Annotated in this window: 24 protein-coding genes and 2 pseudogenes; 8 read left to right on the top strand and 18 right to left on the bottom strand. The window is 76.3% G+C overall.

What is annotated here, in order from left to right; genetic code table 11:
* Positions 1-65 precede the first annotated feature (65 nt).
* The 12 genes and pseudogenes from QQY24_RS28250 to QQY24_RS28195 form a co-directional block, all read right to left on the bottom strand.
* Positions 66-986 (bottom strand): glycosyltransferase family 2 protein, encoded by a 921-nt coding sequence (locus tag QQY24_RS28250; RefSeq protein ID WP_301975540.1) that lies wholly within the window; start codon positions 984-986, stop codon positions 66-68.
* On the bottom strand, positions 983-1,921 hold the full coding sequence (locus tag QQY24_RS28245) for a glycosyltransferase family 2 protein (protein ID WP_301975539.1): 939 nt from the start codon (positions 1,919-1,921) through the stop codon (positions 983-985). Before QQY24_RS28245 ends, QQY24_RS28250 begins: the two co-directional genes overlap by 4 nt.
* Positions 1,911-2,903, bottom strand: a complete 993-nt coding sequence (locus QQY24_RS28240) for a glycosyltransferase family 9 protein (RefSeq protein WP_301975538.1) — start codon at positions 2,901-2,903, stop codon at positions 1,911-1,913. Before QQY24_RS28240 ends, QQY24_RS28245 begins: the two co-directional genes overlap by 11 nt.
* Entirely contained in the window at positions 2,900-4,345 is a 1,446-nt protein-coding gene (locus QQY24_RS28235; RefSeq protein ID WP_301975537.1) for a PfkB family carbohydrate kinase, read from the bottom strand. Before QQY24_RS28235 ends, QQY24_RS28240 begins: the two co-directional genes overlap by 4 nt.
* 332 nt (positions 4,346-4,677) lie before the next feature.
* Positions 4,678-5,205 (bottom strand): annotated as a pseudogene (locus tag QQY24_RS28230) (SIS domain-containing protein); the annotation flags it as partial.
* A 56-nt stretch (positions 5,206-5,261) separates the two neighbouring features.
* The gene (locus QQY24_RS28225) at positions 5,262-6,494 is read right to left on the bottom strand and encodes a glycosyltransferase (RefSeq protein ID WP_301975536.1); all 1,233 of its coding nucleotides are present in this window, start codon (positions 6,492-6,494) and stop codon (positions 5,262-5,264) included.
* Positions 6,491-7,453: a glycosyltransferase gene (locus QQY24_RS28220; protein ID WP_301975535.1), complete on the bottom strand. Its 963-nt coding sequence runs from the start codon at positions 7,451-7,453 to the stop codon at positions 6,491-6,493. Before QQY24_RS28220 ends, QQY24_RS28225 begins: the two co-directional genes overlap by 4 nt.
* The gene (locus QQY24_RS28215) at positions 7,450-8,460 is read right to left on the bottom strand and encodes a glycosyltransferase family 9 protein (RefSeq protein ID WP_301975534.1); all 1,011 of its coding nucleotides are present in this window, start codon (positions 8,458-8,460) and stop codon (positions 7,450-7,452) included. The genes QQY24_RS28220 and QQY24_RS28215 overlap by 4 nt, the downstream gene beginning before the upstream one ends.
* 371 nt (positions 8,461-8,831) lie before the next feature.
* Positions 8,832-9,359, bottom strand: a pseudogene (locus QQY24_RS28210) (D-glycero-alpha-D-manno-heptose-1,7-bisphosphate 7-phosphatase); the annotation flags it as partial.
* Positions 9,356-10,357, bottom strand: coding sequence for a glycosyltransferase family 2 protein (locus QQY24_RS28205; RefSeq protein ID WP_301975533.1), 1,002 nt, complete (start codon positions 10,355-10,357; stop codon positions 9,356-9,358). The gene QQY24_RS28205 and the pseudogene QQY24_RS28210, both read right to left, overlap by 4 nt.
* On the bottom strand, positions 10,354-11,988 hold the full coding sequence (locus QQY24_RS28200; protein ID WP_301975532.1) for a carbamoyltransferase C-terminal domain-containing protein: 1,635 nt from the start codon (positions 11,986-11,988) through the stop codon (positions 10,354-10,356). Before QQY24_RS28200 ends, QQY24_RS28205 begins: the two co-directional genes overlap by 4 nt.
* Positions 11,989-12,020: 32 nt before the next feature.
* Positions 12,021-13,019, bottom strand: coding sequence for an NAD-dependent epimerase/dehydratase family protein (locus QQY24_RS28195; RefSeq protein WP_301975530.1), 999 nt, complete (start codon positions 13,017-13,019; stop codon positions 12,021-12,023).
* A gap of 304 nt (positions 13,020-13,323) precedes the next feature.
* Here QQY24_RS28195 and QQY24_RS28190 point away from each other — a divergent pair, with 304 nt between their 5' ends.
* The 3 genes from QQY24_RS28190 to QQY24_RS28180 all read left to right on the top strand — a co-directional run bounded on the left by QQY24_RS28190 (position 13,324) and on the right by QQY24_RS28180 (position 14,874).
* On the top strand, positions 13,324-13,851 hold the full coding sequence (locus QQY24_RS28190; RefSeq protein WP_301975529.1) for a hypothetical protein: 528 nt from the start codon (positions 13,324-13,326) through the stop codon (positions 13,849-13,851).
* Complete coding sequence (locus QQY24_RS28185) at positions 13,848-14,216, top strand: polysaccharide pyruvyl transferase family protein (RefSeq protein WP_301975528.1); 369 nt, start codon at positions 13,848-13,850, stop codon at positions 14,214-14,216. The genes QQY24_RS28190 and QQY24_RS28185 overlap by 4 nt, the downstream gene beginning before the upstream one ends.
* 94 nt (positions 14,217-14,310) lie before the next feature.
* Positions 14,311-14,874, top strand: a complete 564-nt coding sequence (locus tag QQY24_RS28180) for a hemerythrin domain-containing protein (RefSeq protein ID WP_301975527.1) — start codon at positions 14,311-14,313, stop codon at positions 14,872-14,874.
* Positions 14,875-15,068: 194 nt separating this feature from the next.
* Here QQY24_RS28180 and QQY24_RS28175 read toward each other — a convergent pair whose 3' ends face one another.
* Positions 15,069-15,485 (bottom strand): DUF3040 domain-containing protein, encoded by a 417-nt coding sequence (locus QQY24_RS28175; RefSeq protein ID WP_301975526.1) that lies wholly within the window; start codon positions 15,483-15,485, stop codon positions 15,069-15,071.
* Between the two features lie 1,284 nt (positions 15,486-16,769).
* Here QQY24_RS28175 and dhaK point away from each other — a divergent pair.
* The 3 genes from dhaK to dhaM are packed head-to-tail and all read left to right on the top strand — an operon-like array spanning position 16,770 to position 18,818.
* Positions 16,770-17,762 carry a dihydroxyacetone kinase subunit DhaK gene (dhaK, locus tag QQY24_RS28170; RefSeq protein WP_301975525.1) on the top strand — a complete coding sequence of 331 codons (993 nt, stop codon included), beginning with the start codon at positions 16,770-16,772 and terminating at the stop codon, positions 17,760-17,762.
* A 47-nt stretch (positions 17,763-17,809) separates the two neighbouring features.
* Positions 17,810-18,418 carry a dihydroxyacetone kinase subunit DhaL gene (gene dhaL, locus QQY24_RS28165; RefSeq protein WP_301975524.1) on the top strand — a complete coding sequence of 203 codons (609 nt, stop codon included), beginning with the start codon at positions 17,810-17,812 and terminating at the stop codon, positions 18,416-18,418.
* On the top strand, positions 18,411-18,818 hold the full coding sequence (dhaM, locus tag QQY24_RS28160; protein ID WP_301975523.1) for a dihydroxyacetone kinase phosphoryl donor subunit DhaM: 408 nt from the start codon (positions 18,411-18,413) through the stop codon (positions 18,816-18,818). The genes dhaL and dhaM overlap by 8 nt, the downstream gene beginning before the upstream one ends.
* 55 nt (positions 18,819-18,873) lie before the next feature.
* Here the strand turns inward: dhaM and QQY24_RS28155 are convergent, their stop codons facing one another.
* Entirely contained in the window at positions 18,874-19,578 is a 705-nt protein-coding gene (locus tag QQY24_RS28155; protein ID WP_301975522.1) for a glycoside hydrolase family 75 protein, read from the bottom strand.
* A 382-nt stretch (positions 19,579-19,960) separates the two neighbouring features.
* On the opposite strand from QQY24_RS28155, the gene QQY24_RS28150 reads away from it, so the two are divergent.
* Both QQY24_RS28150 and QQY24_RS28145 read left to right on the top strand, forming a co-directional pair.
* Positions 19,961-20,938: a fibronectin type III domain-containing protein gene (locus QQY24_RS28150; protein ID WP_301975521.1), complete on the top strand. Its 978-nt coding sequence runs from the start codon at positions 19,961-19,963 to the stop codon at positions 20,936-20,938.
* A gap of 194 nt (positions 20,939-21,132) precedes the next feature.
* The gene (locus tag QQY24_RS28145) at positions 21,133-21,672 is read left to right on the top strand and encodes a hypothetical protein (RefSeq protein WP_301975520.1); all 540 of its coding nucleotides are present in this window, start codon (positions 21,133-21,135) and stop codon (positions 21,670-21,672) included.
* Positions 21,673-21,882: 210 nt separating this feature from the next.
* Here the strand turns inward: QQY24_RS28145 and QQY24_RS28140 are convergent, their stop codons facing one another.
* The 4 genes from QQY24_RS28140 to QQY24_RS28125 form a co-directional block, all read right to left on the bottom strand.
* Positions 21,883-22,503: a PadR family transcriptional regulator gene (locus QQY24_RS28140; protein ID WP_301975519.1), complete on the bottom strand. Its 621-nt coding sequence runs from the start codon at positions 22,501-22,503 to the stop codon at positions 21,883-21,885.
* Between the two features lie 31 nt (positions 22,504-22,534).
* The gene (locus QQY24_RS28135) at positions 22,535-24,550 is read right to left on the bottom strand and encodes an NADPH-dependent 2,4-dienoyl-CoA reductase (protein ID WP_301975518.1); all 2,016 of its coding nucleotides are present in this window, start codon (positions 24,548-24,550) and stop codon (positions 22,535-22,537) included.
* A gap of 214 nt (positions 24,551-24,764) precedes the next feature.
* Entirely contained in the window at positions 24,765-25,133 is a 369-nt protein-coding gene (locus QQY24_RS28130) for a hypothetical protein (RefSeq protein WP_301975517.1), read from the bottom strand.
* Between the two features lie 90 nt (positions 25,134-25,223).
* A complete protein-coding gene (locus tag QQY24_RS28125) occupies positions 25,224-26,102 on the bottom strand; it encodes a hypothetical protein (protein ID WP_301975516.1) in 879 nt (292 codons plus the stop codon).
* Between the last annotated feature and the right edge of the window lie 134 nt (positions 26,103-26,236).

The raw sequence follows: 26,236 nt of genomic DNA, 5'->3' as shown, positions 1-26,236 counted from the left end.
GGTGACGTGCGGGGCGGGGCGCCGGATCGAGCCGGCGTGCGCCGGCCGGAGCCGGGCGTGCCGGCTCATCCGACGTACCGCCGTGCGGGTGAGGTCCGGCGGGCCCGCTCCAGCGCGGCCAGCCGGTGCTCCAGGTCCGGCGGCACCGGGTCGCGGTGGCGCAGCACCCAGGGCAGTCCGGCCGTGGCGTGGGCGAACGCGCGCACGGAGGCGGCGTCGCGGGGCACGGTGCGCAGCAGGTGGCCGGTGCGGTGCAGCGCCGGCAGCAGGGGTCGGCGCAGCCAGGTGAACCACAGCGTGTTGCGGATGCCGAGGACACGGCGCGCGGTGCTGTCGCGCAGCCGGGAGGCCTGGTGGTGGACGGTGAGCTCCTCGGCGTAGGCGAGCCACCAGCCCTGCCGGAGCAGGTCGCACGCGAGCAGTTCCTCCTCGCCGCCGAGCCACAGACCGGGGTGGAAACCGCCGGCGGCGCGGAAGGCGTCGGTGCGCAGCACGGTGGCGGCGGCGAGGAAGGAGCCGAGGGCGGGTCCAGGCAGCCAGTCGGGGCCCGGCAGGGGCGACTCGCGCAGTTCGCGCACGACGGGGTCCTCGGCGCCGCCCGGTTCGACGACGATCCGTGCGGTGACGGCAGCGAGCCGCGGCCGGGCGGCGAGCAGGTCGGCGGCCCGGCGCAGGCTGCCCGGCGCCCACCAGCTGTCGTCGTCGCAGAAGGCGACGTAGGGGGTGCGGACCTGCTGGACGGCCAGGTTGCGGCCGATCGCCCCGAGATTGCGGCCGGGGCGCAGCAGGGTCATCTCGGGGAAGTCCCGGGCGACCGCCCGGGCGCTCCCGTCGGCCGAGGCGTTGTCGGTGACGATCACGCGGGGGCGCTCGGGCAGCCGCCGCAGCAGGGCGAGGGTGCGCAGGAGTTCGGCGCGGCGGCCGTGGGTGATCAGGACGACCGTCGTACGGTCGTCCTGGCCCTGCCGGTGCGGTGGGCGACTCATCGGCCCTCTCCCTCCGGGCGCCCGGCTGCGGGGTGGTCGAGCAGGCGGGCCGCGTGTTCGACGTGCGGGGGCAGGGTGCGGCGCCGGACGACGGCGGCCGGCAGCCGCCGGAGGGTCTCCCGCAGGGCGCGGCGGGCGCCGGGCCGGTCCGCGGCGGCGGCCAGCGCGAGGCCGGTGCCGGCCCGCAGGGCGACGGGCCAGGGACGGCGCAGCCAGGCGGTCAGCACGTGGTTGCGCCGGACGAGCGAGGAGCGGCCGGTGCGGTCACCCGTGCCCGGGTGGTGGCGGGCGCTCAGGGACGGTTCGTAGGCGACGCCCCAGCCGTCGGCCGCGAGGTCGTAGGCGAGCAGGGTCTCCTCCCCGCCGAAGAAGAGCAGCGGGTGGTAACCGCCGACGCGGAGGAAGGCCTCCCGGCGCACCACGCAGGCACAGCCGAGGAAGCCCAGGACCGGGCGGCCGGGCAGGTCCGGGTCGCGGGGCAGGGGGGACGCCGCGAGGACCGCGTTCAGGGGATCCTCGGCGGCTTCCTCGCCGACGAGGGTGCGGGCGGCGAGCAGGCCGAGCCGTGGGTGGCGGTCCAGGAGGTCGGCGGCGCGCCGCAGCGAGCCGGGGGTCCACCAGGAGTCGTCGTCGCTGAAGGCGACGTAGGGGGTGCGGGCGTGCCGGACGGCGAGGTTGCGGCCCAGGGCACCGGTGTTCCCGCCGGGCCGCAGCAGGCGGCTGACCGCCGGGTGGCCGTTCAGGGCCGCGCGCGTGGTGTCGTCGCGGGAGTTGTCGACGACGATCACGGACGGCTTCTCGGGCAGCGCGGCCAGGGTGTCGAGGGTGCGCAGCAGGCTCGCGCACCGGTCACGGGTGATGACGGCGACCGTGATCCGGGGATCGGGTCCGCCGGTGGCCGGGCGGGTGGTGCCGGGGACCTGTTCAGTGGGCACGGGCCGCCTCCGCGGGTGTGCGCCCCGGCCCGGGGCGCACGCGCCGGAGCTGGGTCAGGCAGGCGGCGGCGACCTCCGCGGTGCGGATGCGCAGCAGCCGGGCGTCGGGGGTGCGGCCGTGCGGGTCGCCGGGCGGGCCGGGTTTCCACAGGGCCAGGTGGCCGGGGCCGGGCGGCGGGCCCCACAGCCGCGGGGAGACCGGTCCGAACAGGGTGACCGAACGGGTGCCGTGCGCCACCGCGAGGTGGGCGAGTCCGGTGTCGCCGCTGAGCACCAGGGACGCCCCGGCCACCAGGGCCGACAGGTCGGCGAAGGGCAGGCCGCCGGCCAGGACGCCGGACGCGGGCTGTCCGCCGCGCTCGGCGACCGACCGCACCAGGGCGTCCTCGCCGGGTCCCCCGGTGAGGACCACGTGATGTCCGGCGGCGCGCAGGCACCGGACGACGGCGGCGAACCGCTCGCCCGGCCAGCGGCGCGACCCGGACGCGGCGCCGGGGTGCACCACCACCGCGCCGGGCGCCGGGGACGGCGCAGCGGGGCGGGGCAGGCGCAGGTCGCGCGGGTCGGCCGGGATGCCGTGGGCGCGCAGGAAGGCGCACCAGCGGTCCCGTTCGTGGTCCTCGGGCCGCCAGGGCGGGGAGTCCGGGAGGGCGTGGGCGAGCAGGCGGCACGGGCGCAGGGCCGCCAGGGCGTCGCGGCTCTCGGGGCCGTTGCCGTGCAGGTCGATCGCCACGTCGGGGGGCGGTCCACTCCAGTGGCCGAGGGACGGCACCGCCCGTCCGGGCGCCTCGGCCGGCAGCACGGTGTCGACGGCGCCGGTGGACAGGGCGGCCTCGGTGAGGCCGGGCGGCAGGGCGAGGACGACCCGGTGGCCGGCGAAGGCGCGGCGGATGGCGCGCAGCGCGGGCACGCCGGCCAGCAGGTCACCGAGACCCAGTGCGCGCAGCACCAGGACCCGCGGGGGGTGCGGGGCGGGGGTCACCGGGTGGTTCCTCCCGTGGGTGCGGGCGCCTCGGCCGCGCGGCGGGCGAGGCCGGTGGTGGAGCGGCCGTCCAGGTAGGGCAGCAGCAGCACCTGTCCGCCCCAGCTCTCCACCAGGGGCTGTTCGGGCAGCCGGGTGCGGGCGTAGTCGCCGCCCTTGGCCCAGATGTGCGGGCGCAGTTCGCCGAGGACGCGTTCGGGGGTGTCCTCGGCGAAGACGGCGACCGCGTCGACGCACTCCAGGGCACGCAGCACCAGGACCCGGTCGGCGGCCGGGACCAGGGGGCGGCCGCCGCCCTTGCGCCTGCGGACCGAGTCGTCGGAGTTGACGCAGACGATCAGACAGTCGCCGGCCCGGCGGGCGGCCTCCAGCAGGGCGACGTGACCGGCGTGCAGCAGGTCGAAGCAGCCGCCGGCGGCGACGACGGTGCCGCCCGCGGCCCGCACCCGGGCGGCGGTGCGCCGGGCGTCGGCCGTGGGGTCCCCGGTGCCGTCGGCCGGCGGGTCGGGGAGCGCTCCCCGCACGTCGGGGGCGGCGACCGCGCGGGCGCCGCCCCCGGCCACGTAGCGGGTGGCGGCGTGGACGGCGCCCTGGACGGCGGCCTCGGTCAGAGCGCCGTCGGCGAGGAGGCCGGCGGCGGTGGCGGCGAACCGGTCGCCGGCGCCGCAGGGATCGCCTGCAGCGGTGGCCGGGGTCGGCACCAGCAGCGGGGTCTCGCCGTGCGAGAGCAGCGCGCCGCGCTCGCCGAGGGTCACCGCGACGGCCTGCGCCTGCCAGGCGCCGATCAGGACACGGGCGTCCCGGGCCGCCGAGCGCAGCCCGGCCTCCTCGCCGGGTTCGCCGTCCCGGCCGAGCTGCTGGGCGAAGGCGCGGGCCTCCTGGGCGGAGGGGGTGGCCAGCCGGACACCGGGGACCGGCGGCCTGCCCCGCACGTGCGGGTCCCACACCACGGGTGCCCGCGCGGCGGCCTCGGCGAGGGCCTCCCGCAGGACGTCGGCGGTGCCCCGGCCGTAGTCGGCGACCAGGACGGCCGCCGCCGCGGCGACCGCGGTGGCGGCGGCCCGCGTCGCCCCGCGGGCACGTCCCTCGCCGTCGTCGAGGCGCAGCAGCGGCCGGTCCCCGGCGAGGACGCGGGTCTTGCTGCTCAGCGCGCCGTCCAGCGGCACCTCGACCAGGTCCACCCGGTCGGCCAGCAGGTCCCGCAGGGTGTCGCTGGCCCCGTCGGTGCCGAGGGCGGTGACGAGGGTGACCGGGCGGCCGTCGGCGGCGGCCAGGCAGGCGGCGAGGGCCGCGCCACCGGGCCGCGAGCTGCGCCGGGTGCCGTGCACGACGGGCACGGGCGCGTCGGGGGCGAGCCGTTCGGCCCGGCCGCACAGGTCGTGGTCGAGCAGGGCGTCCCCGACGACCAGCAGAGGGGGCAGAGGGGTGCGGGCGTTGTTCATGCGCCTCCCTCCCGTGCTTTGCGGCCTTCCTGTCCCTGCTGTCCCTGCCGACCCTGTTGTTCCCGCCGAGCCTGCCGTCCCCGCCGGTGGCCGGCCGGGGCCGCGGACGGACGCGGGGCCGGAGAGCCGGGACGGCCGGTGGACGGTTCGGGGGTCCGGGCATCCCCACTGGGTGCGTCGCCCCCATGGGTTTCGTCCGCATGGGTCTCGGTCCCATGGGTTCCGTCCACATGGGTTCTGTTCACGCGGGTTCCGTTCAGAGGGGCTCCGCTCGCACCAGGCCCGCCGTCCCGGTCCGGACCGGGGGCGGGGCCGGTTCCGTACGCCCCACCGCGCTCCACCGCAGCGTCGAAGGCCTCGCAGAGCATGTGGACGGCGACCAGGTGCAGTTCCTGTACGGTGGCGGCCGCCGGGGCGTCCACGCACAGCGCCTCGTCGGCGGCGCGGTGCAGGGGGTTGGGGGGCCGGCCGGTCAGCGCCCACACCGTCATGCCGAGGCGGTGGGCGCGTTCGGCCGCGGCCAGCAGGTTGGCGCTGGCGCCGCTGGTGGACAGCAGCATCAGGACGTCGCCGGGGCGGCCGTGCGCGGCGGTCTGGCGGGCGAACACCTCCCGGACGCCGTAGTCGTTGGCGATCGCGGTGGTGGAGGAGGTGTCCGCGTGCAGGGCGAGCGCGGAGAACGGCGCCCGGTCCTCGCGGTAGCGGCCCACGAGTTCGGCGGTGAGGTGCTGCGCCTGCGCCGCGCTGCCGCCGTTGCCCGCGACGAGCAGCCGGGCGCCGGAGCCCAGTCGGCGGGCGAGTTCGGTGCCCCAGCGCTCGACGAGGGGGCCGCAGTCGCGGAACGGCTCCAGGGCCTTCATCAGGTCGTCGCAGTGCGCGGTGTCGTGCGCGGCGGTGCCGCTGTCGGTGACGGTCTTCATCGGACGACTCCCGAGAGCGAGGGGATCGAGGACACGGCGCCGTACGCTCCGGCCACGCCGTCGGCCACCCGGTCCCACGTGTAGTGGGCCAGCACCCGTTCGCGGCCGGCGGCCCCGTAGCGGGCGAGCCGGTCCGGGTCGGCGAGCAGGTCGCGGATGACGGCGCCGAGGTCGTGCTCGTCGTCGGCCGGGACCAGGACGCCGGTGGCGCCGTCCACGACCGTGTCGAGCTGGCCACCGACCGCGGTGGCGACGACGGGGGTGGCGCAGGCCATGGCCTCCAGCGGCACGATGCCGAAGGGTTCGTAGCGCGGCAGCGACAGCACGAGGTCGGCGCTGGACATCAGGCGGGGCATCCGGGCCCGGCCGACCCCGCCGAGCAGGGTCACCCGGTCGGCGACGCCGTACTCGCCGGCGATGCCGCAGAGGCGCTCGGCCTCCGGTTCGGCGCCGAGCAGGTCGGCCTCCGGGCCGCCCGCGACGAGGAGTTCGGCATCCGGTACGCCGGCCAGGGCGCGGATCGCGCGGTCGAAGCCCTTGCGGGGCACGAGCCGGCCGACGGCCAGCAGCCGTCTGCGGCCGGCCGCGGTGCGGGGCCGGCCGACCGGGGCGAAGTGGTCGGGGTCCACCCCGCAGGGGACGACCGTGATGCGGTCCTCCGACAGGCCCATGGCCTTCAGTTCGCTCACCTCGTCGGAACAGGTGGCGACGATCGCGGCGCACTCGTGCCCGATCGCCTCCTCGACCACGAGGCGCTCGGCGGGGCTGGTGTCGTCGGCGCCCTGGTAGCGCTTCTTGACGGTGCCCAGGGCGTGGTAGGTCTGCACGACCGGGAGGCCGAGGCCGCGGCTGCCGACGAGGGCGGCGAGGCCGGACATCCAGAAGTGGGCGTGCACCACGTCGGGCGGCTCCAGGGCCCACTGGCGGGCCAGGAAGGACCCGAACTCGGCCATGTGGGGCAGCAGTTCGTCCTTGGGGACGGGGGCGGGCGGCCCGGCGGGCACGTGCACCACCTGGACGCCGTCGATGAGGGTCACCCGGTCCGGCAGACCCGTCGAGTCCCGTCTGGTGTACACGGTGACCCGGTACCCCTTCCTGGCGAGCTGCCGGGCGACGTGGGCCACGTACACGTTCTGGCCGCCCGCGTCCGGTCCGCCGAGCGCGGCCAGCGGGCTGGCGTGCTCGGAGACCATGGCGACGCGGCCGGCCGTGGGCGGAGTGCGGCTCATCGGGTGACCTCCTTGATCAGGCGCTCCCAGTCGTCGAGGAAGCGCCGCTCTCCGTAGCGGGCCTGTACCGCGGCCCGGGCCCGCTCCCCCGTGCGGCGGGCGTGCTCCGGTTCGGCGAGGAACCGCCTTACCGCGTCCTCCAGGACGTCGAGGCGGTTGGAGACCACTCCGGCGCCCTCGGGGACCGCCTCCCGGACCTCGGTGGTGTCCAGGGCGACCACCGGCATGCCCAGGAACATGGCCTCCAGCAGGGACAGACCGAGCGAGGTCCAGCGCACCGGGTGCAGGTACAGGCGGCAGCGGGCCATCGCCCGGTGCAGTTCGTGCTGCGGCAGGTCCCGGGTGCGGCACCGCCCGGGCGGCAGGCCCAGGTGGCCGGCGAGTCCCGCGGTGCGCATCCCGAAGACGTCGAGGGGTGCGCACCGGGCGAAGCGGGGCAGCAGGTCCGTTCCGGTGGTGCGGCCCCTGCGCACGGGCTCGTTGACGACGACCGCGGCCCGCCGTCCGGTGCCGGTCCACAGCGGGCCGGGGTCGACGACGCCGTGCTCGACGACCTCGGTCGGGGCCCTGCCGTTGTCCCACATCAGCCGGTTGAAGTGGGTGACGTGGACGACCGGGATCCGGTCCTGTCCGGCCAGCGGGTGCGGCTGGTGTTCCGGGGAGGCGTCGGGACTGTTGTGCTCGACGTACACGGCGGGCACGTCGACGCCGGGCCGGCGGCCGGTCCAGCGCAGGGCGAGGGCCGGTTCGTGCGGGCGCTGGAGGACCATCAGGTCGATGTCGCAGTCCCGCAGTTCGCCGGGGGTCCTCTCCACCACCGTCTCGGGCCAGTCCCAGGTCACCGCCCGTCCGAGCCCGTCGGGTCCCCGGTCGTCGGTGACGGGTACGAGGTAGGTGTGCGGACCGTGGACGAAGGCGGTGAGCCAGGATCCGTGGACGTGCCACACGAGGATGTTCATGAGTGCCGCTCCTGCATGAGCTTGTGCACCGCGCGCACGACGTCCTGTCCGGTGACTTCGTCCAGACAGGGGTGGCCGGGCACCGGGCAGGTCAGGGCCCTGGTGTCCGCGCACGGCGCCGACTGGTCGCCGAGGAGGATGGTGGGGACGCCGAAGGGGGCCCAGCGGCCGGCCGGGACCACGGGGGAGAACAACGAGACGACGGGGGTGCCGACGGCGGCGGCCAGGTGGGCCGGGCCGGTGTTGGCGCTGACCACGACATCGGCCATGCGCAGCACCCCGGCGAGGGTGCGCGGGGTGGTCCGGCCGCCGAGGTCGACGGCGATGCCGGCGCCGACCCTGCGGGTCAGGTCCGTCTCGTCCGGCCCGCCGGTGACGACGACGCGGTGCCCGGCGTCGGCGAGCAGGGTGACCGCCTCCTCGCACCGGTGGGGGCTCCAGGCGCGGGCGGGGGCGCTGGCGCCCGGGTGCAGGACGACGTAGGGGCCGTGGCCGGTGAGGCCGGCGGTGTCCGGCGGCGGCAGGACGCGCAGTCGGCCGTCGTCCCCGGCGGGGAGCGGGAATCCCAGGGCGGCGGCCGTGTCCAGGGCCGCCCGGGCCTCGTGGCGGCCCTCCAGCCGGCGGTGGCGCACGTCGAGCAGCCGGCCGGGGTGGTCGACGCTGTCGGCGCCGATGCGGCCGACGCCCGCGAGGCGCAGCAGCAGGGCGGCCGGCAGGGGGCTCTGGTGGAACGAGGTGAGGATCAGGGCGGTGCCGAAGGCGCCGGCGCGCAGCCGCCCGAGCAGGCCGTCGATGTCGGCGGCGCTCACCGGGGGCGGGGCGAAGCCCTCCCAGGGGGCGTCCCACACCAGCACGTCGTCGACCCCGGGCAGCAGCCGCGCGGCCTCCGCACCGCGCCGGCCGCACAGCACGGTCACGTGCGAGCTGTGCGCGGCGACGGCGCGGACGGCGGGCCCGGCGAGCAGCACGTCGCCGAAGCTGTCGAGACGGACGACCAGGGCTCTCATCCGGACCGCCTCCCGTCGCCCCCGGGCCGCGGGTCCGCCCCCGGCCGGCTCCCGCCGGGGCCGAGGAGCGCGTGCGCGGCCGGCCGGTTCCCGCGCGGGTCGCGGGGCACCTGCACGCCCGGCCGGTCCTGCTGCGGGCCGAGGGCCGGCCGCGCACCCGGTCCGCTGCCACGGGCACGGGGGCGAGCCCGTGCGCCCGGCCCGCCCCCCTCCGGTCCGGAGGGCGGCCGCGCACCCGGCCGGCTCCCGCCGGCGTCCGGGGGCGCGGGGGCGCGCGGCCGGCCGCCGTCCGGGCGGCAGGCCGTGTGCTCGCTCGCCGGGGTGTCCCCCGGGCCGGGCGCGGTGCGGGTTTCCGGGTGGGCCGCCGGCGTCGTGAGCGCCGTGCGCACCGCCGTGAGGACGTCGGGGGCGCTGACGGCCGCGAACCGTTCGGCCTCGGCGGGCGCGGTGGCCCCGTTCGGAACCAGCAGGCCGCGGGCGCCCGCCGCGCGGGCGGCGAGGACGTCGGCGGCGATGTCACCGATCACCAGGCACCGCTCGGGGGCCACGCCCAGCCGGGCGGCGGCCGTGAGGACGAGGCCGGGCCGGGGCTTGCGGCAGGCACAGCCGGCGTCCGGGGCGTGCGGGCAGAAGACCCAGGTGCCGAGGCCGCCGAGCAGTTCGTCCGCCCGTGCGTTGACGGCCCGCACCTGGGCGGTGGTGAGCAGGCCGCGGCCGATGCCCGACTGGTTGCTGACCACCGCGGTGGCCAGGCCGGCCGAGCGGGCCAGCGCGACGGCCTCCGCGGCGCCGGGCAGCAGGCGCACCCGGTCCGGATCGCCGTTGTACGGCACGTCCTCCACGAGGGTGCCGTCCCGGTCGAACAGCACCGCGCGCAGGGGCGGACGGCCGGTGCTCACCGGGACTCCCCCAGGGGCGCGGCGTTCCGGTGGCGGACGACGGCGCACAGCCAGTGCCGTACGGCGAGGGGAGGGATGAGCACGCTGGTGCCGAGCATCCCGGCGATCTCGCGGGCGGTGCGGGGGCCGGGCAGGATGCGGGCGAGGGCGAACTCGGCCGTGCCCAGCGTCCACAGGGCGGCGCAGGCCGTGGCCGTGCGCCGGCGGCCGGCGAGCGCGCAGGCGGCCGCCGCGAGGGCGGCGCCGGTCACCGCCAGGTGCCGCGGGAGCCGGCCGCGGGGGGCCCGGGCGCGGCTCCACCAGTCGCGTCCGTGCAGCCGGCCCATCAGGACGTCGTCGGCGTTGCCGCGCTGCGCGGGCAGCGAGGCCCACCAGTGGGCCGGACGGACCGGGTGCCGGGTGACGCGGGTGCCGCGGCGCAGGACCCAGCCCGCCCGCTCGACGCGCAGGGCGAGGTCGGCGTCCTCCCGGAAGGCCCTCGGGAAGCGTTCGTCGAAGCCGCCCACCCGGGTGAGCGCCTCGGTCCGGTAGGCCATGTCGGCGGTGGCCCAGGCGGCGTTCTCCAGCCCCTTGGTGCTGCGCTCCCAGTCCGTGGGCCGGCGGTCCGGGGGCAGGGGGACGCGCAGCCGGCCCTGGATGCCGCCGACGTCCCCGCCGGCCTCCCGCAGGTCCTCGGCGAGCCGCCGGGACCAGTCGGGGAGCACCTGGACGTCGTCGTCCAGGAAGACGGTCCAGGGCGTCTCGACGGTCCGCCATCCCGCGTTGCGGGCCGCGGCCGGCCCCCTGCCGCCCGTGTGCAGGGTGCGTACCCGGTCGAGCAGTTGCCCGGCGGCCGTCAGGGGCAGGGCGTCGTCGGAGGCGGTCGCGGGCCGGTCGTCCACCACGACCACCTCGTGCGGCGGGTGGTCCTCGGCCCGGGCGAGCGCGCGCAGGCACTCGACGAGGCAGGGACGGCCGATGGTCGGGACGACGACGGTGTAGGCGGGCGCGGGGCTCATGCGAACGCCTTCCCCCGCCGGACGGCGAACGGGCCGAGGACGAGCAGGTCGACGGGGGCCGAGCCGAAGCACTCCAGGGCGTCGCGCGGGTCGTCCACCATGGGCCTACCGGCGGTGTTCAGGCTGGTGTTGACGACCACCGGCAGCCCGGTCCGGCGTTCGAAGCCCTCGATCACGCGGGCCACGAGGGGTTCCCGCGCCCGGTCCACCGTCTGGACGCGGGCGGTGCCGTCGACGTGCACGACGGCGGGGATGCGGGCCCGCCAGCCGGGGGCCACGTCGTGCACGAACAGCATGTAGGGGCTGGGCAACGGGCCGTCGAACACCTCGGCCGCGCGTTCGGCGAGCACCATGGGCGCCACCGGCCGGAACTCCTCGCGCCCCTTGACGGCGTTGAGCCGTTCCACGTTCTGCGCGCGCCCGGGGTGGGCGAGCAGCGAGCGGTGGCCGAGGGCGCGCGGCCCGTACTCGCTGCGCCCCTGGAACCAGGCCACGATCCCGTCGGCGGCCAGGGTCTCGGCGGCCGTCTCGGCGATGTCGGCGGGCTCCTCGTACGGCACGGCCGCCCGCTCCAGCCAGGCGCGCAGTTCGGCGTCGCTCCAGCCGCGGCCCAGGGCGGCGGTGGGCATCGGCTCGACGGTGTCCTTCTGACCGGCGACGTGCGCGGCGGCGCCCAGCGCCGTGCCGGCGTCGCCGGCGGCGGGCTGGACCCAGACGTGCCGGAAGCCGCTCTCCCGGTACAGGCGGGTGTTGGCGACGCAGTTGAGGGCGACGCCGCCGGCCAGGGTGAGGGCCTCCTCACCGGTGCGCTCGTGCAGCCAGCGGGCGAGGGCCAGCAAGGCCTCCTCCAGGCAGAGCTGGGCGCTGGCCGCGAGGTCGGCGTGGTCCTGGTGCCAGGCCGCGCCGGCCGGCCGCGGCGGCACCAGCTCGGCCCAGGGCACCGGGCGGGCCCGGAAGCCGCCCCGGTCGTCGGCCCGGACGTACTGGCGCAGCCGCCCGGCGAAGCGGGGGGTGCCGTGGGAGGCGAGGGCCATCACCTTGAACTCGTCGCTGCTGCGCAGGAATCCGAGGTGCTGGGTGAGGTCCTCGTAGAACAGGCCGAGGGAGTCGGGAAGTTCCTGGGCGGCGAGGACGGTCAGCTCCCGGTCGGTGTAGTGGCCGGCGAGGTGGGAACCGCACTCGCCGCGGCCGTCCAGGACGAGGACGGCGCAGTCGGGGTACGGCGAGACCGGTCCGGCCGAGGCCGCGTGGGCGACGTGGTGCGGCACGAAGCGGACCTTGGCCGGGTCCAGGCCGGGCAGCGCCTCGGCGAGGAAGCCGGGCGCCCGGCGGGCGTACTCCTGCCGCAGGTGGTCCCAGGGGTCGTCGAGGCCCAGTTGCCCGGCGGGGCGGGCGAGCGAGGGGTCGTAGGAGTAGGCGACGGCGTCCAGGTCGGACGGGGTCAGACCGGCCCGCTCCAGGCACCAGCGGGCCGACTGCTCGGGCAGTTCCCAGGCGGAGAAGGGGAGGGGCCGCTTGCCGTGCTTGCGGCGCGAGAAGCGTTCCTCCTCCGCCGCCGCCACGACCCTGCCGTCCGTGAGGAGGGCCGCGGCGGGGTCGTGGAAGAGTGCGTTGATACCGAGGACGTGCATGCGCTGTCTCCAGGGCGGCGGACGGGCGGGGGTCAGGACTGCGGGGCCGGCTCCCCGTCCCCGGGGGGCGGGGCGGCGAAGTGGGCGATGGTCTGCTTCAGCCCCTCCTCCCAGGGCACCTGCGGTGACCAGCCGAGCAGTTCGCGCGCCAGGGTGGTGTCGGGGCGGCGCCTGCAGGGGTCGTCCGCGGGGCGGTCGATGAACGCGATCGGCGAACGGGAGCCGGTCAGCTCGACCACGCGGCGGGCCAGTTCGGCCATGGTGATCTCGTCGCCGCCGCCGATGTTGACGGGCCGTACGGACTTGCTGGCCGCCACGCGCAGCACCCCGTCGACGGTGTCGTCCACGTAGCACAGCGAGCGGGTCTGGCTGCCGTCGCCGGTCACGGTGACCGGTTCCCCGGCGAGGGCCTGGCTGATGAAGGTGGGCACGGCCCGGCCGTCGTGGGCCCGCATGCGCGGCCCGTAGCTGTTGAACAGCCGGACGATGCCGGCGTCGGTGCCGTGGGTCGCGCCGTGCGCGGTGACGAGGGCTTCGGAGAACCGCTTCGACTCGTCGTAGACGCTGCGCGGCCCGACGGGATTGACGTTGCCCCAGTAGCCCTCGTGCTGGGGGTGCACGAGGGGGTCGCCGTACACCTCGGAGGTGGAGGCGAGCAGGAACCGGGCGCCGTCGCGCCGGGCGACGGCCAGTGCGTTGCGGGTGCCGAGGCTGCCCACGTCCAGTGTCTCCAGGGGCAGCCTCAGGTAGTCGGCGGGGGACGCGGGACAGGCGAAGTGCAGAACGAGGTCGTACGGTCCCGGCAGCCGCTCGGGGCAGCCGGGCGCGCAGACGTCGCAGTGCACGTACCGGAAGCCGGGCCGGCCTTCGAGGTGGGCGACGTTCGCGCGCCGCCCGCACACCAGGTTGTCCGCGCAGTCGACTTCGATGCCCGAATCCAGCAGCCGTTCGCACAGGTGGGAGCCCAGGAAGCCGGCGCCGCCGGTCACGACGGCCCGCCGCCAGGGAAGGGGAGGAATGTCCTCGGTCATGGGCTTTTCCTTCGTCCACGTCGTCCGCGTCGTCCACGTCCGCCGCCGCGCCCGCAGCTCACAGGGGCGTCCGGCGTGCGCCGTCGACCGGGCCGACGGCGCCGGCCCGCTGGGGATGAGGAGGACAGGGCCCGGGCCCCCGGTGACCGGGGGCCGCCCTGGTCGGCCGCCACTGGCTGGACGGCACTGGCACTGGGTTCCCGTACGAGTTGTTTTCACACGTTGAATCCAGCTTCGGTTCTTATTGTCCGCAAGGCCGGGTACTCGCGCGACTCCGGGAACGCGGACCACGGTGGAGACGACCATGGACGACGACCTCGCGACCGCCCTGCTGCGCGCCCTGCGGGCGCCCGGCCGCCTGCCCCGGCGGCTGCTGCCGACCGGCTGGTTCAGCTTCTTCGACGGCGAGGCGACGGCCGGCGACGTGCTCGCCCAGCGGCACGCGTCGGCGGTACTGGCCCGGGTGGGCGTCCCGCACGACACGGCGTGGAGTCCCGGCTTCCGACCGGGCGCGCTGTCCCTGGAGGAGGCGGACCCGCGGGCGTACGACACCCTGCTCTTCGTCTGCGGTCCGGTGCACGGGCCCCAAGTGGCCAGGCTGCATGCAAGGTTCGGGTCCTGCAGACGACTGGCCGCCGGTGTCACCGTCGTCGATCCGGCGGACGCGGCGGTGACGGGTTTCCACGGGATCCTGCCCCGGGACGGCACCTCGGCGCCCGCCCGGCACGACCTCGCGGCGGGGGCCCGGTGGGCGCGCTGCCGCCCGTGGCCGGGATGGTGCCGTCGTACGGGCAGGGCGAGTACGGGGCCCGCCGGCGGCACGAGCGGGTGAACGGGTGCCTCACGGGCTGGCTCGCCGCCAAGGACTGCGCGCGGCTGACCGCCGACACCCGCCTGGCCACCGGCGACTGGCGACTGTGCGCCACGGCCGAGCAGTTCCTGGCGCTCGTCTCCCGGTTCGACGTGGTCGTCACCACCCGGCTGCACGGCCTGGTGCTCGCCCTGCGCACCGGCACCCCGGTGATCGCCGTCGACCCGGTGGCGGGCGGTGCGAAGGCGAGCGCCCAGGCGACGGCCCTGGGGTGGCCCGCGCTGGTGGACGCGGACGCGCTGTCCCGGGACACCCTGGACCACTGGTGGGGGTGGGCGCCGTCCGGGGTGGGCCGGACGGCGGCGGCCCGCCACTCGATGCGGTGAGCGGCGTGGCGCGGCCGTGTGGGGCACCGGGCGGGGGGCACTCGGCGCGAGGGCGGCCACTGACCGCCACCACGCACGCGCAGGAGGTAACGAGATGGGTCACGGCGGGAACGTCATTCAGGAACTGACGACCGACCACCGCGAGGTCGAGGAGATCTTCGGCCGTTTCGAGTCGCTGCCGTCCGGTTCTCCGGAACGCAAGGTCCTGGCCGACCGGGCCACGATCGAGCTGGTGCGCCACTCGGTGGCCGAGGAGGCCTACCTCTACCCGTCGGTGCGCGAGCACCTGTCGGGCGGGGACTCCCTGGCCGACAAGGAGTTGCAGGACCACGCCCGGGCCGAACAGATCATGAAGGACATGGAGGGCCTGGACGCCGACGACCCGCAGTTCGACACGCTCATGGCCCGGTTGATGAGCGAGATCCGGTCCCACGTGGCGGACGAGGAGGAGAACCTCTTCCCGCAGCTGCAGGCCGCCTGTCCGCCCGAGGCGCTGGACGAGCTGGGCGAGAAGGTGCGCCGCGCGAAGAAGACCGCCCCGACCCGCCCGCACCCGGCCGCCCCGGACAAGCCCCCGGCCAACAAGATGATGGCGCCGGGAGCCGGCCTGGTCGACCGCCTGCGCGACGCGCTGTCGGGGCGCGGCAAGGAGGGCTGAGAGCGCGGTCCGGGGCCGGCGCGTCGAACGCGGCCGGCTTGCCGGGGCGTGCGTGGCCCGCCGCGGTCCGGCCGCCCCCCCTCGCGGTTTCCGCCGTCCTGCGCGGGTGGCGGAAGCCGTGGGGGCCGGTTGCGGACACGGCGCCGACCCGGGGCGTGGCGTGCGCCGCGGGCGTCCGCGGGTGGTGCGGCGGTTCAGAACCAGGGGGTGATCCGGCCGCCGTGCCGGGAACCCCGGGTCGCGCGGCAGAGCAGCCGGAAGGCCTGGAGCAGGGTCAGCGGCCACAGCAGGGCGAAGCACCACAGCAGCGCGGGGCCCGGGCTGCGGATGCCCATGACGGCCACGAACGCGGACGCCACCGCCAGGAGCAGGACGGCCAGCCACAGCCAGCCGTCGCGCCGCCCCGGGTCCAGTCGGCACAGCCGTCCCGGGCGCCCGGCGCGGCCCGGCACGTGGGCAGGGCCCGGCGGACGCGCCGGGCCCTGCCGCGCCGCCCGGCGCATCCGGTACGTGAACAGGCGGTCCCGCCTGAGGCGCGCCTCGATCTCCAGCAGCGTGATCCGCTCACGCGGCGAGAGCCGTACGTCGTCGGGGGTCTCCCAGTCGTCCACGGAAAACGGCACCTCCTGCGGCCGGCGGCCTTCGCGCTCCTCCCTGCCCGGACCGCCGGGTTCCCCGGGACCGCCCGGACGAAGCAGCGGCCCCGTCCCGGATCACCCGCCGCGCCCGGCCCGCCGGGCGGACCGGCACCGGACGGGATGCGGACCTGGTGGGCGGTGAGGTGATCGCTGCCGTCACCGTCGGCCTCGCCCGTCCCGTGAGTGCTCCGGGCGACCGGCCGCGCCCCCGGTCCGCACACCGGCCGCCGCACGACCGGTGGTCCGTGCGCGGACGGCGCCCCGGGCCGTGGCCGCGGGCCGCCGGGGGCCGTCGCCGCGATCCGTGCGGGGCCTCCTCCGCGCGGTGCCCCCGGCGGTGCCCCCGGCGGTGCTGCCGCTGGGCACGTCGCGGCCGTCGTGGACGGCGCCCCGCGGGCAGGCGGTCCACGCGGCGCGACCACGGCGCCGCCCGGTCTCCCGCGCTCCCTGACCCCGCCCTCCGGGAACTCCCGCGGTGACACGGCCGGTTCGGCCGAGCCGTCCCGCAGCCGCGCGGTCCGCACGAGGGCCGCCCCACCGCTCGGCACGCCCCCGGACCGGGCACTCCCGTGCCTGGGGGACGGACCCGGCCGGACGCGACAGCACGGCGGCCGGTCCGCCGCCCCCGGGAAGCCGGAGGGGGCGGTGGGTGGTACCGCCTCGGCCGCCCGCCTGCCCGGCAGTCCCCCCACCGGGGCGGGGGCGCGTACAGGGCTCACACGAGCACGCCGCGTGCTCCGCCGCCGCGGCGGCCGCGCTGCCCGCGGACCCCGTCGTCCGGCCGCACGGGGTCGCGGGGCGGCGCTCCGGCGGTGCGGAACGCCGGCCGCGCGGCGGCTTCGGCCGGAGGGACGGGTACGGCCGCCGCCGGGGCGGCCCGGGGCTCCGGCACCGGACGGGCAGGGGCCCGCATCAGCGCACCCCGCGGGCCCCGGGCCCGTGAGGCAGCGGCGGCACCCGCCGCACGACCAGGCACGGCGCCGGTTGCGCCGGAGGCGTACGCCCCGTAGTTCGCCGCGCGTGACCTTCACGGCGACAAGGTCGATACTGCCGGTAGGAGTGCACCGGCCGCCCCGCGTCCCCGCACTCGTCCACCTGGCGGCCCATCGGAGGAAGGCGCGGACGGAAGGTGCCAGTGGCGCCGGAGGCCACTTCGGACCATCATGTACCGCCGGTGTCGACAACCGCTTCTATCTGTTCCGACCGGCCAGAACGCAGGTTGCAGCCATGCCTGCCGAGATCAGTGGGAGGTACCCCATGAAGATGCTGATCAACGTCCCGGAGACCGTCGTGGCGGACGCGTTGCGGGGCATGGCGGCCGCGCATCCGGATCTGACCGTGGACGTGGAGAACCGGGTGATCGTCCGCCGGGACGCTCCCGTGGCCGGTCAGGTGGCGCTCGTCTCGGGCGGTGGGTCGGGGCACGAACCGCTGCACGGCGGGTTCGTCGGTCCGGGCATGCTGTCGGCGGCCTGTCCCGGGGAGGTGTTCACCTCCCCGGTGCCGGACCAGATGGCGCGGGCCGCGGCCGCCGTCGACAGCGGCGCCGGCGTCCTGTTCGTCGTCAAGAACTACACCGGCGACGTGCTCAACTTCGACATGGCGGCCGAACTCGCCGAGGACGAGGGCATCCAGGTCGCCAAGGTCCTGGTCAACGATGACGTGGCGGTCACGGACAGCCTCTACACCGCCGGGCGCCGCGGTACCGGCGCGACCCTGTTCGTGGAGAAGATCGCCGGCGCCGCCGCGGCCGAGGGGCAGCCGCTGGAGCGGGTGGAGTCGATCGCGCGCCGGGTGAACGAGAACGCGCGCAGCTTCGGCGTCGCGCTGAGCGCCGTCACCACCCCGGCCAAGGGCAGCCCGACCTTCGACCTGCCCGCCGGGGAGCTGGAACTGGGCATCGGCATCCACGGCGAACCGGGCCGGGAGCGGCGGGCGATGATGACCTCGGGCGAGATCGCCGACTTCGCGGTGCACGCCGTCCTGGAGGACATGTCCCCGCGCAACCCGGTCCTGGTCCTGGTCAACGGCATGGGCGCCACCCCGCTGCTGGAACTGTACGGCTTCAACGCCGAGGTGCAGCGGGTGCTCGCCGAGCGCGGCGTGACCGTGGCCCGCACCCTCGTCGGCAACTACGTCACCTCCCTCGACATGGCCGGCGCCTCGGTCACCCTGTGCCAGGTCGACGAGGAGCTGCTGCGGCTGTGGGAGGCGCCGGTGAGGACGCCCGCGCTGCGCTGGGGGATGTGACCGGCCCGACCGCAGTGACCAACGGCCCTACCACCCAAGGAGATGCAGTGCTCGACGCCGATTTCTTCCGCCGCTGGATGACGGCGGCCGCCGCGTCCGTCGACCGTGAGGCGGAACGGCTCACCGCCCTCGACTCGGCCATCGGGGACGCCGACCACGGCAGCAATCTGCAGCGCGGGTTCGCCGCCGTCCTGGCGACCCTGGACAAGGAGGCGCCGGACACCCCGGGTGCCGTGCTGACGCTGGCCGGACGCCGGCTGATATCCACGGTCGGCGGTGCCTCGGGACCGCTGTACGGCACCCTGCTGCGCCGGACCGGGAAGGCCCTCGGGGAGGCCGCCGAGGTCAGCGAGGAGCAGCTGGCCCAGGCGCTGCGGGCGGGCGTCGAGGGCGTGCGGGCGCTCGGTGGCGCGGCTCCCGGCGACAAGACCATGATCGACGCCCTGGTCCCGGCCGTGGACGCGCTCGGTGACGGCTTCGCCGCGGCCCGCTCGGCCGCCGAGGGGGGCGCGGTGGCCACCACCCCGCTGCGGGCCCGCAAGGGCCGGGCCAGCTACCTCGGCGAGCGCAGCATCGGGCACCAGGACCCGGGTGCGACGTCGTCGGCCCTGCTGATCGCTGGACTGGCGGAAGCGGCGGAGGGCTCCGGTGAGTGACGGCAAGCGGGTCGGGATAGTGCTGGTGTCGCACAGCGCGGCGGTCGCGGCCTCCGTCGCCGAGCTGGCGAAGGGCCTGGTGGGCGGCGCGGCGGTGCCCGTCGCCCCGGCGGGCGGTACCGAGGGCGGCGAACTGGGCACCAGCGCCGAGCTGATCGCCGCCGCGGTCGCCTCCGTCAACCGGGGCGCCGGGGTGGCCGTGCTCACCGACCTCGGCAGCGCGGTGCTCACCGTGAAGGCGCTGCTCGCCGAGGGCGACGAACTCCCGGAGGGCACCCGTCTGGTGGACGCGCCGTTCGTCGAGGGCGCGGTGGCCGCGGTCGTCACGGCGGCCACGGGCGCGGACCTGGCCGCGGTGGAGGCGGCGGCCGCGGAGGCGTACGACTACCGGAAGGTCTGAGGGATCCGGTCCGTCCGGGCTGCCGCGGGCCATGCGGCAGCCCGGACGGACCGGATCAGCGCGCGCCCCGCACGAACAGCCGGGCCAGCCGCTCCCCCGTCGTCACCGCCGCGTCGTGGTCCTCCAGGGCGGTGATCCGGGCCTTCCTGAAGACGATGTAGGTGACGCCGGAGGGTGCCCCGCCGCGGCGGGGATCGGCCGGGATGCCGAGGCCCCGGGCGGTGGCGTAGGAGGCCTCGCCGATGAGGTCCCGCGGACCGGTGTCCGCGACGACGGCGTACTGCACCCGGTTGCGGTAGACCACGGCGGCCACCGAACCGCCCCGGACGCCGTGGGCCGGGGCGTCCCAGCGGTCGCTCGGGGGCGGGACCACGATGTAGGGCAGGGTCGCGGCGTTCAGCGGACGGCCGTCGGACTGCGGGAAGGCCGTGGCCGCGGAGAACCATGGGTCGGTGCGGCGGTTGCAGCGGGCGGTGGGCCGGCCGTCGCAGTCGACGTCCAGGTCCGCCTTCCAGAACACCGCCTCGCGGGTCCCGCACACGGGGACGGTCGCGGGGGCGCCGTCGTCGGGACGGTACCGGCCCCGGGAGATGCGGGTGCAGGAGCGCACCCGGTCCAGCAGGTCCGCGGCGGTGACACCGCTCCGGCCGCCGGCCGCGGACGGCACCCGCGGCGGAGCGGCGTCGGCCGGGGCGGGCAGCGAGGCCGGGGTGAGCAGGGCGGCGCCGGCCACGGCCAGCGTCAGCGACTGGGCACGCACGGTGGGGACCCTCTCGTCGGGGACGGGCGGACACCCGGGTCAGACTGAGGCCGGTCCGTGCGCCTGGCCACCCCCAGGGGGCCGGATGGAGCAGGTTCCTGACGCTCCATGAGTAATCAGCAGGGGCCGGGGGCCCGGACCGTCGCCGGTCCGGGCCCCCGGTCACCCGTGTCGGCGCGGGGTCCGGCGACGACAGCGTGTCCGCGCCTCAGGCCTGAACTCCCCGGTCTTCCGGGGTGGTTCAGCCGCTGGGAGATCTCAGCATACGTAACGTCCCGGCACCGTCGCCCATGCGGCCCCCTTGATGCGGCCGCCTCCGCCGGGCATATTGGTCCGGACCTTTGTGATGCCACCGTACAGCCGTCCCCGGGGAGGCAGGGCCGTGCGACGCGTTCCCCTCACGACCGCGCTGGTGTGCGCGGGTCTGGTCCTGGTCGTGTCCTGCGGCCGAAGCGGCGCGGCCGGGGACGACGGCCGGGCGCCGGGCGCCCCGACGGGTGTCACCGCCGCGGCCGGCAGCGCCACCAGCGTGCACGTGATGTGGAACGCGCTGACGCGGGATCCCGGCGTCCGCACCTATGTGGTGTATCGCGGCTCCACGAAAGTCACTGACGTACCGGGCTCGCAGCACATGGTGGACGTCACCAGGCTCAGGCCGTCCACCACGTACGCCTTCACCGTGCGGGCCCGGGGCACGGACGGCCGCCTCGGCCCGCCGAGCCGTGCGGTCCGGGCGCGGACGCCCGCCGCGGTGGCGGCGGACCGCTCGGCGCCGACCCGCCCGCCGCGTCCGGCCGGGCGGACGGCCGGCAGCCGGGCGGTCCAGCTGTCCTGGGGCGCCTCCCGCGACGACCGGGGTGTGGCGTCGTACGACGTCTACCAGGGCGGAGCGAAGATCCACGGTGTCGGCGGGAACCAGACCGCGACCGTGCTGACCGGGCTGCGGCCCGGCACCCGCTACGTGTTCACCGTGCGGGCGCGGGACGCGGCCGACAACCTCTCGCCGGCCAGCGCGCCGGTCCGGCTCACCACGCCGGGCCGCGACGACGGCCGGGACACCGCGCCGACCGGCTTCACCGCGACGGTCCACCGGGACGCCGGCGCGTACTACATCGACCTGTCCTGGGATCCGCCGCGCGTCGACGGGGTGATCACCGAGTACCAGATCCGGCTGGACGGTGCCGCGGCCACCTCCCTGGTCTGGGGCGGCACCCCGCCGCGCGGCCGCGCCCACCACAGCTTCTACGCCGGGAAGGAGGCGGGCACCGCGCACCGGGTGCGGCTGCGGGCGCGGCTGCCGGACGGCACCTTGGGCGGATACTCGGCGGAGCGGACGGTGACCACGGGCGCGGACGGCTGACACGTCCGGGGGAGGACCGCACCCCGGAGGCGTGCCGGCTTGCTCCCGCCGAGGGAACACGTCACCTGACCGGGTGCCGTCCGCGTGCGGACCGGTACGGGTCCGCGTTGGCTGCCGTTGAGGCAGCACGGACGTTTCCCGACCCCCGGCGGCGCATGGGACGTACCGCCAACCGTGCCGCCGGAGGCCAGCCAATGCGCATCTTCCGACTTCTCCTCCGCTCCGGCCCGATCCTGGCCGCCGCTGCCGCGCTCCCGGCCTCATTCGCCGGACCGTCCGCCGCGGTCTCGGGCATCTCGGTGAGCACCACCGGGTCCACGGTGTCCGTGGTCACCAGCGCGTGCACCCGGAACAACGGCAGCTGGGGCAACGCCGCACTGCTCAGCAGCAGCCAGACCAGTTTCGCCCAGGGCCGCCAGACGGCGCTCTCGGGCACGACCGTCAGCCAGTCCGCGGCCTGGTCGGCGGTGAGCCCGGGGACGTACTCGGTCGTCGTGGTCTGCTCCAACGGCACGACCGCGGGCACCCAGTCCGTCATCGTCTCCCTGCCCAGCGCCCCCACGATCTCGGCGACGTCCACCCCCGCGCCGTCCCGGGGCGTGATGGGCGGCCTGGGCGGTGCCGCCCGCGACCACGGCCCGCTCACCCTGGGCGTGGGCGCGGCCCTGGTGGCCTCCGGTGTCGTCGCCACGGGCTGGTTCCTGCGCCGCCGTTCGAAGCCGCACCGCCTCTGAGCACGGCGGCCCGGGGACGGGCCCCGCGGCGGCCGTCCGCGGACCCCGGCCCGCAGGCGCCGCCGGCCGCGGGCCCGCTCGCCGGCCGGCCCCCACCCGGACGCAGCCGCCCGGACGCAGCCGCCCGGCGGCTCCCGGCGCCTCGGCCGGCCCCGGTGCTGCCGGTTCGGCCGCTCCGCCGGCCGGAGCCCGTCGGCCGGTCCCGGATCCTCAGCCGGTCACCGCCCCGCCGGCCGGTGCCGGCCCCATGGGCAGGGGCCCGCCTGCGGGGCCGGGCCCCTCGGCCGGGGCCCGGTCCGGGAGACCGGTGAGCTCCTCCAGGGCGTGGGCGAGCCACTGGGTCCAGAAGGTCTCCAGGTCGATCCCGGCCCGCAGGACCAGATGGCGCAGCCGGTCCTGCGGGGTGTCCCGGTCCGGCGGGAAGTCGCGCCGTTCGATCTCCTCGTACTCGGCCAGCTGCCGCCGGTGCAGGTCAAGGTGGCGGCGCAGGTCGGCCTCCAGGCCCGCCGTGCCGACCACCGCCGCGGCGCGCAGCCGCAGCAGCAGGACGTCCCGCTGCGGCTTGGGGTCCTGGGCGGTGGCGGTCCAGCGGGCCAGCTCGGCGCGGCCCGCGGGCAGGACCTCGTAGCTCTTCCTCTGCCCGCGGGCCGGCTGTTCGGCCGGCAGGGCGCGGATGTGGCCCTCCGCCTCCAGCCTCCCCAGCTCGCGGTAGATCTGCTGGTGCGTCGCGGACCAGAAGTAACCGATCGACCTGTCGAACCGGCGGGTCAGCTCCAGCCCGGACGACGGCTTCTCCAGCAGGGCGGTGAGGATGGCGTGCGGGAGTGACATGGGCTCATCCTAGGGACGCCCGCCGCGGTCCCTACAGCGCCGCCGCCAGCTCGGTGCCCTGTCCGACGGCCCGCTTGGCGTCCAGTTCGGCCGCCACGTCCGCACCGCCGATCACGTGCACGCTGCGTCCTGCGGCGGCCAGCTCCTCGTAGAGCTCGCGGCGCGGTTCCTGCCCGGTGCACAGCACCACGGTGTCGACCTCCAGGACCGTGCTCTCGCCGCCGACGGTGATGTGCAGACCGGCGTCGTCGATCCGGTCGTAGCGCACGCCCGGGACCATGGTGACGCCGCGGTGCTTCAGCTCGGTGCGGTGGATCCAGCCGGTGGTCCTGCCCAGTCCGGAGCCTACCTTGGTGGTCTTGCGCTGGAGCAGGTGGACCGTGCGCGGCGGGGCGGGCCGCCGCGGGGCGGTGAGGCCGCCCGGCGCGCGGTAGTCCATGTCGACGCCCCAGTGGCGGAAGTACGTCCGCGGGTCCTCGCTCGCCCTGTCGCCGCCGTCGGTGAGGTACTCGGCGACGTCGAAGCCGATGCCGCCCGCACCGAGGACGGCGACGCGGTCGCCGACGGGGGCGCCGTCGCGCAGGACGTCGAGGTAGCCGAGGACGCGGGGGTGCCCGACGCCCGGGATGTCGGGGGTGCGCGGGATGACGCCGGTGGCCACGACGACCTCGTCGTAGCCGTCCAGGTCCGCCGCGGTGACCCAGGTGTCCAGGCGCACCTCGACGCCGTTGGCGCGGAGCTGGTGGCGGAAGTAGCGCAGCGTCTCGTCGAACTCCTGCTTGCCGGGTACCTTGCGGGCCACGTCGAGCTGGCCGCCGATCTCGCTCGCGGCGTCGAACAGGGTGACGGCGTGACCGCGTTCGGCGGCACCGACGGCACAGGCCAGTCCGGCCGGCCCGGCGCCGACGACGGCGACGCGCTTGCGCCTGCGGGTCGGGGAGAGCACCAGCTCGGTCTCGTGGCAGGCGCGCGGGTTGACCAGGCAGGAGGTGATCCGGCCGCTGAACGTGTGGTCGAGGCAGGCCTGGTTGCAGCCGATGCAGGTGTTGATGGCGTCCGGCTCGCCGGCGGCCGCCTTGGCGACGAAGTCGGGGTCGGCGAGCAGCGGGCGGGCCAGGGAGACCATGTCCGCGCAGCCGCCGGCGAGCAGTTCCTCCGCCAGGTCGGGGGTGTTGATCCGGTTGGTGGTCACCAGCGGCACGGACACCTCGCCCATGAGCTTCCTGGTGACCCAGGTGTAGGCGCCGCGCGGCACGGGGGTGGCGATGGTGGGGATGCGGGCCTCGTGCCAGCCGATGCCGGTGTTGATGATCGTGGCGCCGGCGACCTCGACGGCCCGGGCGAGGGCGACGACCTCCTCCAGGGAGGAGCCGTCCGGGACCAGGTCCAGCATCGACAGCCGGTAGACGACGATGAAGTCCTCGCCGACCGCCTCGCGCACGCGCCGGACGACCTCCACCGGGAACCGCATCCGGTTCTCGTACGACCCGCCCCAGCGGTCGGTGCGCCGGTTGGTCCGCGCGGCGGTGAACTCGTTGATCAGGTAGCCCTCGGAGCCCATGACCTCGACGCCGTCGTACCCGGCCCACCGGGCCAGGCGGGCGGCGCGGGCGTAGTCGCCGATGGTCCGCTCGATGTCGGCGTCGGTCAGCTCGCGCGGCACGAAGGGGCTGATCGGGGCCTGCAGCGGGCTCGGCGCGACCAGGTCGCGGTGGTGGGCGTACCGGCCGAAGTGCAGGATCTGCAGGGCGATGCGGCCGCCCTCGCGGTGCACGGCGTCGGTGACGGTGCGGTGCCGCTCGGCCTCCGCCTCCGTGGTGAGCCGGGCACCGCCCTCGTACGGACGGCCCTCCCCGTTGGGCGCGATGCCCCCGGTGACGATGAGCCCCACTCCCCCGCGCGCGCGGGCCGCGTAGAACGCCGCCATCCGCTCGAACCCCCGCTCGGCCTCCTCCAGACCGACGTGCATGGAGCCCATGAGCACGCGGTTGGGCAGCGTGGTGAAGCCCAGGTCGAGGGGGGACATCAGGTGCGGGTAACGGCTCATCGGGGCCCTCCGTGCGCGGTGCGGTCGCCTCTTGTTGTAGAGGAGGCACCCATCTTTGTGCAACTAGTTGCACAAACGCTCACGGGTGAGTCCCGCCACTCCGCACCCGCGCACGGGCGCGACGCGGGGCGGGGGACGGCCACCGCCCGGCGGGAACCCCGGCGACACACCACCGCCCCGGCCGACGGCGGGCCGGCCGGGGCGGTGCGGTGGGTCAGCGGTTTTCCAGGCGCAGGTGCACGTCCCGTTCCTGGTCGCCGGACGCCGACGTCTCGTGGACGGTGAACATCGAGTCCAAAGTGGTGCGGAACCGGTCCACGGCCCAGTAACCGCCCTGCACGTCGGCGTCGACGGGCGAGTGGAGGCGGACCGGCGAACAGGCCCCCTCGTGGGCGTCCGCCACGTTGTACGTGCCGAGCCACACCATCGGACGGCTCTCGTCGGCCTGCTGCGGCACCTCGTCCGTGCCGCGGTCCGAGGTGAAGCACGTGCCCAGCGCCTCGAAGACGAGGCGGGCATCCTCCTTGGACCCGCTGATCTCGACCGAGACGGTCTCCGGGTGCGACCCCTCCGGGTTCTCCATGATCACTCCTTTCGTGGCCGCGCTGCAGAGAACGGAGTACCCCGCCGCACCGCGTCCATCCTCGGGGAATCACCACCCGCCGGCGGCGGTTCAGCCGCGGGAGAACTTGTACGTCTTGCTGTCGGTCAGGATGCAGAAACCCGGCGACATGACGATCACGCGCAGCACGCCGGTCCGGCGGTCGTAGTCGATCCCCTCGGCCTCGAACGTGCCCGAGCACGAGCTGCGCAGCGGCAACTGCCGCAGGGCCGTGACGTGTCCGGTGACGTCCGCCGTGCCGGGTGCCGCCGACAGGTCGACCTGCAGGAGCGGCTTGGTCATGCCGAAGAGGGAGCCGTCCGGGTCGTCGGAGGAGCACAGGAGCGTGGTCGGGCCGGAGAAGTCGCAGCCCTGGACGTCCCGCACGGCGTGGTCGAGGTGGACCGTGGAGGCCTGCGGCAGGTCGGCCGAGGGCGACGTGGCGGGGTTGACGCCCGGGGTCGGGAAGACCAGCAGGCGGTCCATCGTGCCCCACTCGCCCGCGAGCATCCACTGGCCGTCGGGCGAGACGGCGTCCCAGGAGTTGTTCAGCGCCTCACCGGGGCCCAGCGTGTGCACGTACTCCGACCAGGCCCCGCCGGGCGCCTGCACCCGGAACATCTTCGCGTTGCCGGAGTCCTCCTGGTACGGCTCGATGTAGTAGCCGTTGTACGAGGCGTCGGGGTCCCCGACGTGGTTCCAGCCGCGGCTGGAGACGCCGGCCGGGATGGTGCCGATGCCGGTGTAGTGGTTGGGGCTGTTCGCCGGGACCTCGACCGAGGTCAGGCCCTGGCTCTCGGTCAGCGGGTCGGCGCGGTCGGAACCGGTCTCGGTCCAGTTGTCCGCGGCGGAGGCGGGGGCGGTCACGGCGAGGGACACGACGGCGGCGGTGGCGAGGGTGACGAGTCCGGCGAGGACGGTGTGACAACGTTGCCGTGCAGACGCGGGCATGGGCCGGCTCCTGGGGAACGGGGGCGGGGCGTTCGGTCGGCGGACAGTCTGGCCCGTCCAGATGGTCATGTACAGACCAACCGGGCAACACGAACGTGAACTCTCACGGCCCGCGTGTGCGGTACCGGGCGGTT

The sequence above is a fragment of the Streptomyces sp. TG1A-8 genome (assembly GCF_030499535.1).
Lineage (GTDB): Bacteria > Actinomycetota > Actinomycetes > Streptomycetales > Streptomycetaceae > Streptomyces.
Note: the sequence above shows the minus strand (reverse complement) of the source record. Positions and strands in the feature narration are given on the sequence as shown.

Excerpts from the sequence above, each read along its gene's own strand:
- dhaK (WP_301975525.1), top strand. The coding sequence starts at position 16,770 with ATGAAGATGCTGATCAACGTCCCGGAGACCGTCGTGGCGGACGCGTTG.
- QQY24_RS28235 (WP_301975537.1), bottom strand. The coding sequence starts at position 4,345 with ATGAACAACGCCCGCACCCCTCTGCCCCCTCTGCTGGTCGTCGGGGAC.
- QQY24_RS28220 (WP_301975535.1), bottom strand. The coding sequence starts at position 7,453 with ATGAACATCCTCGTGTGGCACGTCCACGGATCCTGGCTCACCGCCTTC.
- QQY24_RS28130 (WP_301975517.1), bottom strand. The coding sequence starts at position 25,133 with ATGGAGAACCCGGAGGGGTCGCACCCGGAGACCGTCTCGGTCGAGATC.
- QQY24_RS28190 (WP_301975529.1), top strand. The coding sequence starts at position 13,324 with ATGGACGACGACCTCGCGACCGCCCTGCTGCGCGCCCTGCGGGCGCCC.
- QQY24_RS28215 (WP_301975534.1), bottom strand. The coding sequence starts at position 8,460 with ATGAGAGCCCTGGTCGTCCGTCTCGACAGCTTCGGCGACGTGCTGCTC.
- QQY24_RS28225 (WP_301975536.1), bottom strand. The coding sequence starts at position 6,494 with ATGAGCCGCACTCCGCCCACGGCCGGCCGCGTCGCCATGGTCTCCGAG.
- QQY24_RS28180 (WP_301975527.1), top strand. The coding sequence starts at position 14,311 with ATGGGTCACGGCGGGAACGTCATTCAGGAACTGACGACCGACCACCGC.
- QQY24_RS28125 (WP_301975516.1), bottom strand. The coding sequence starts at position 26,102 with ATGCCCGCGTCTGCACGGCAACGTTGTCACACCGTCCTCGCCGGACTC.
- QQY24_RS28195 (WP_301975530.1), bottom strand. The coding sequence starts at position 13,019 with ATGACCGAGGACATTCCTCCCCTTCCCTGGCGGCGGGCCGTCGTGACC.
- QQY24_RS28135 (WP_301975518.1), bottom strand. The coding sequence starts at position 24,550 with ATGAGCCGTTACCCGCACCTGATGTCCCCCCTCGACCTGGGCTTCACC.
- QQY24_RS28250 (WP_301975540.1), bottom strand. The coding sequence starts at position 986 with ATGAGTCGCCCACCGCACCGGCAGGGCCAGGACGACCGTACGACGGTC.
- QQY24_RS28140 (WP_301975519.1), bottom strand. The coding sequence starts at position 22,503 with ATGTCACTCCCGCACGCCATCCTCACCGCCCTGCTGGAGAAGCCGTCG.
- QQY24_RS28205 (WP_301975533.1), bottom strand. The coding sequence starts at position 10,357 with ATGAGCCCCGCGCCCGCCTACACCGTCGTCGTCCCGACCATCGGCCGT.
- QQY24_RS28145 (WP_301975520.1), top strand. The coding sequence starts at position 21,133 with ATGCGCATCTTCCGACTTCTCCTCCGCTCCGGCCCGATCCTGGCCGCC.
- QQY24_RS28200 (WP_301975532.1), bottom strand. The coding sequence starts at position 11,988 with ATGCACGTCCTCGGTATCAACGCACTCTTCCACGACCCCGCCGCGGCC.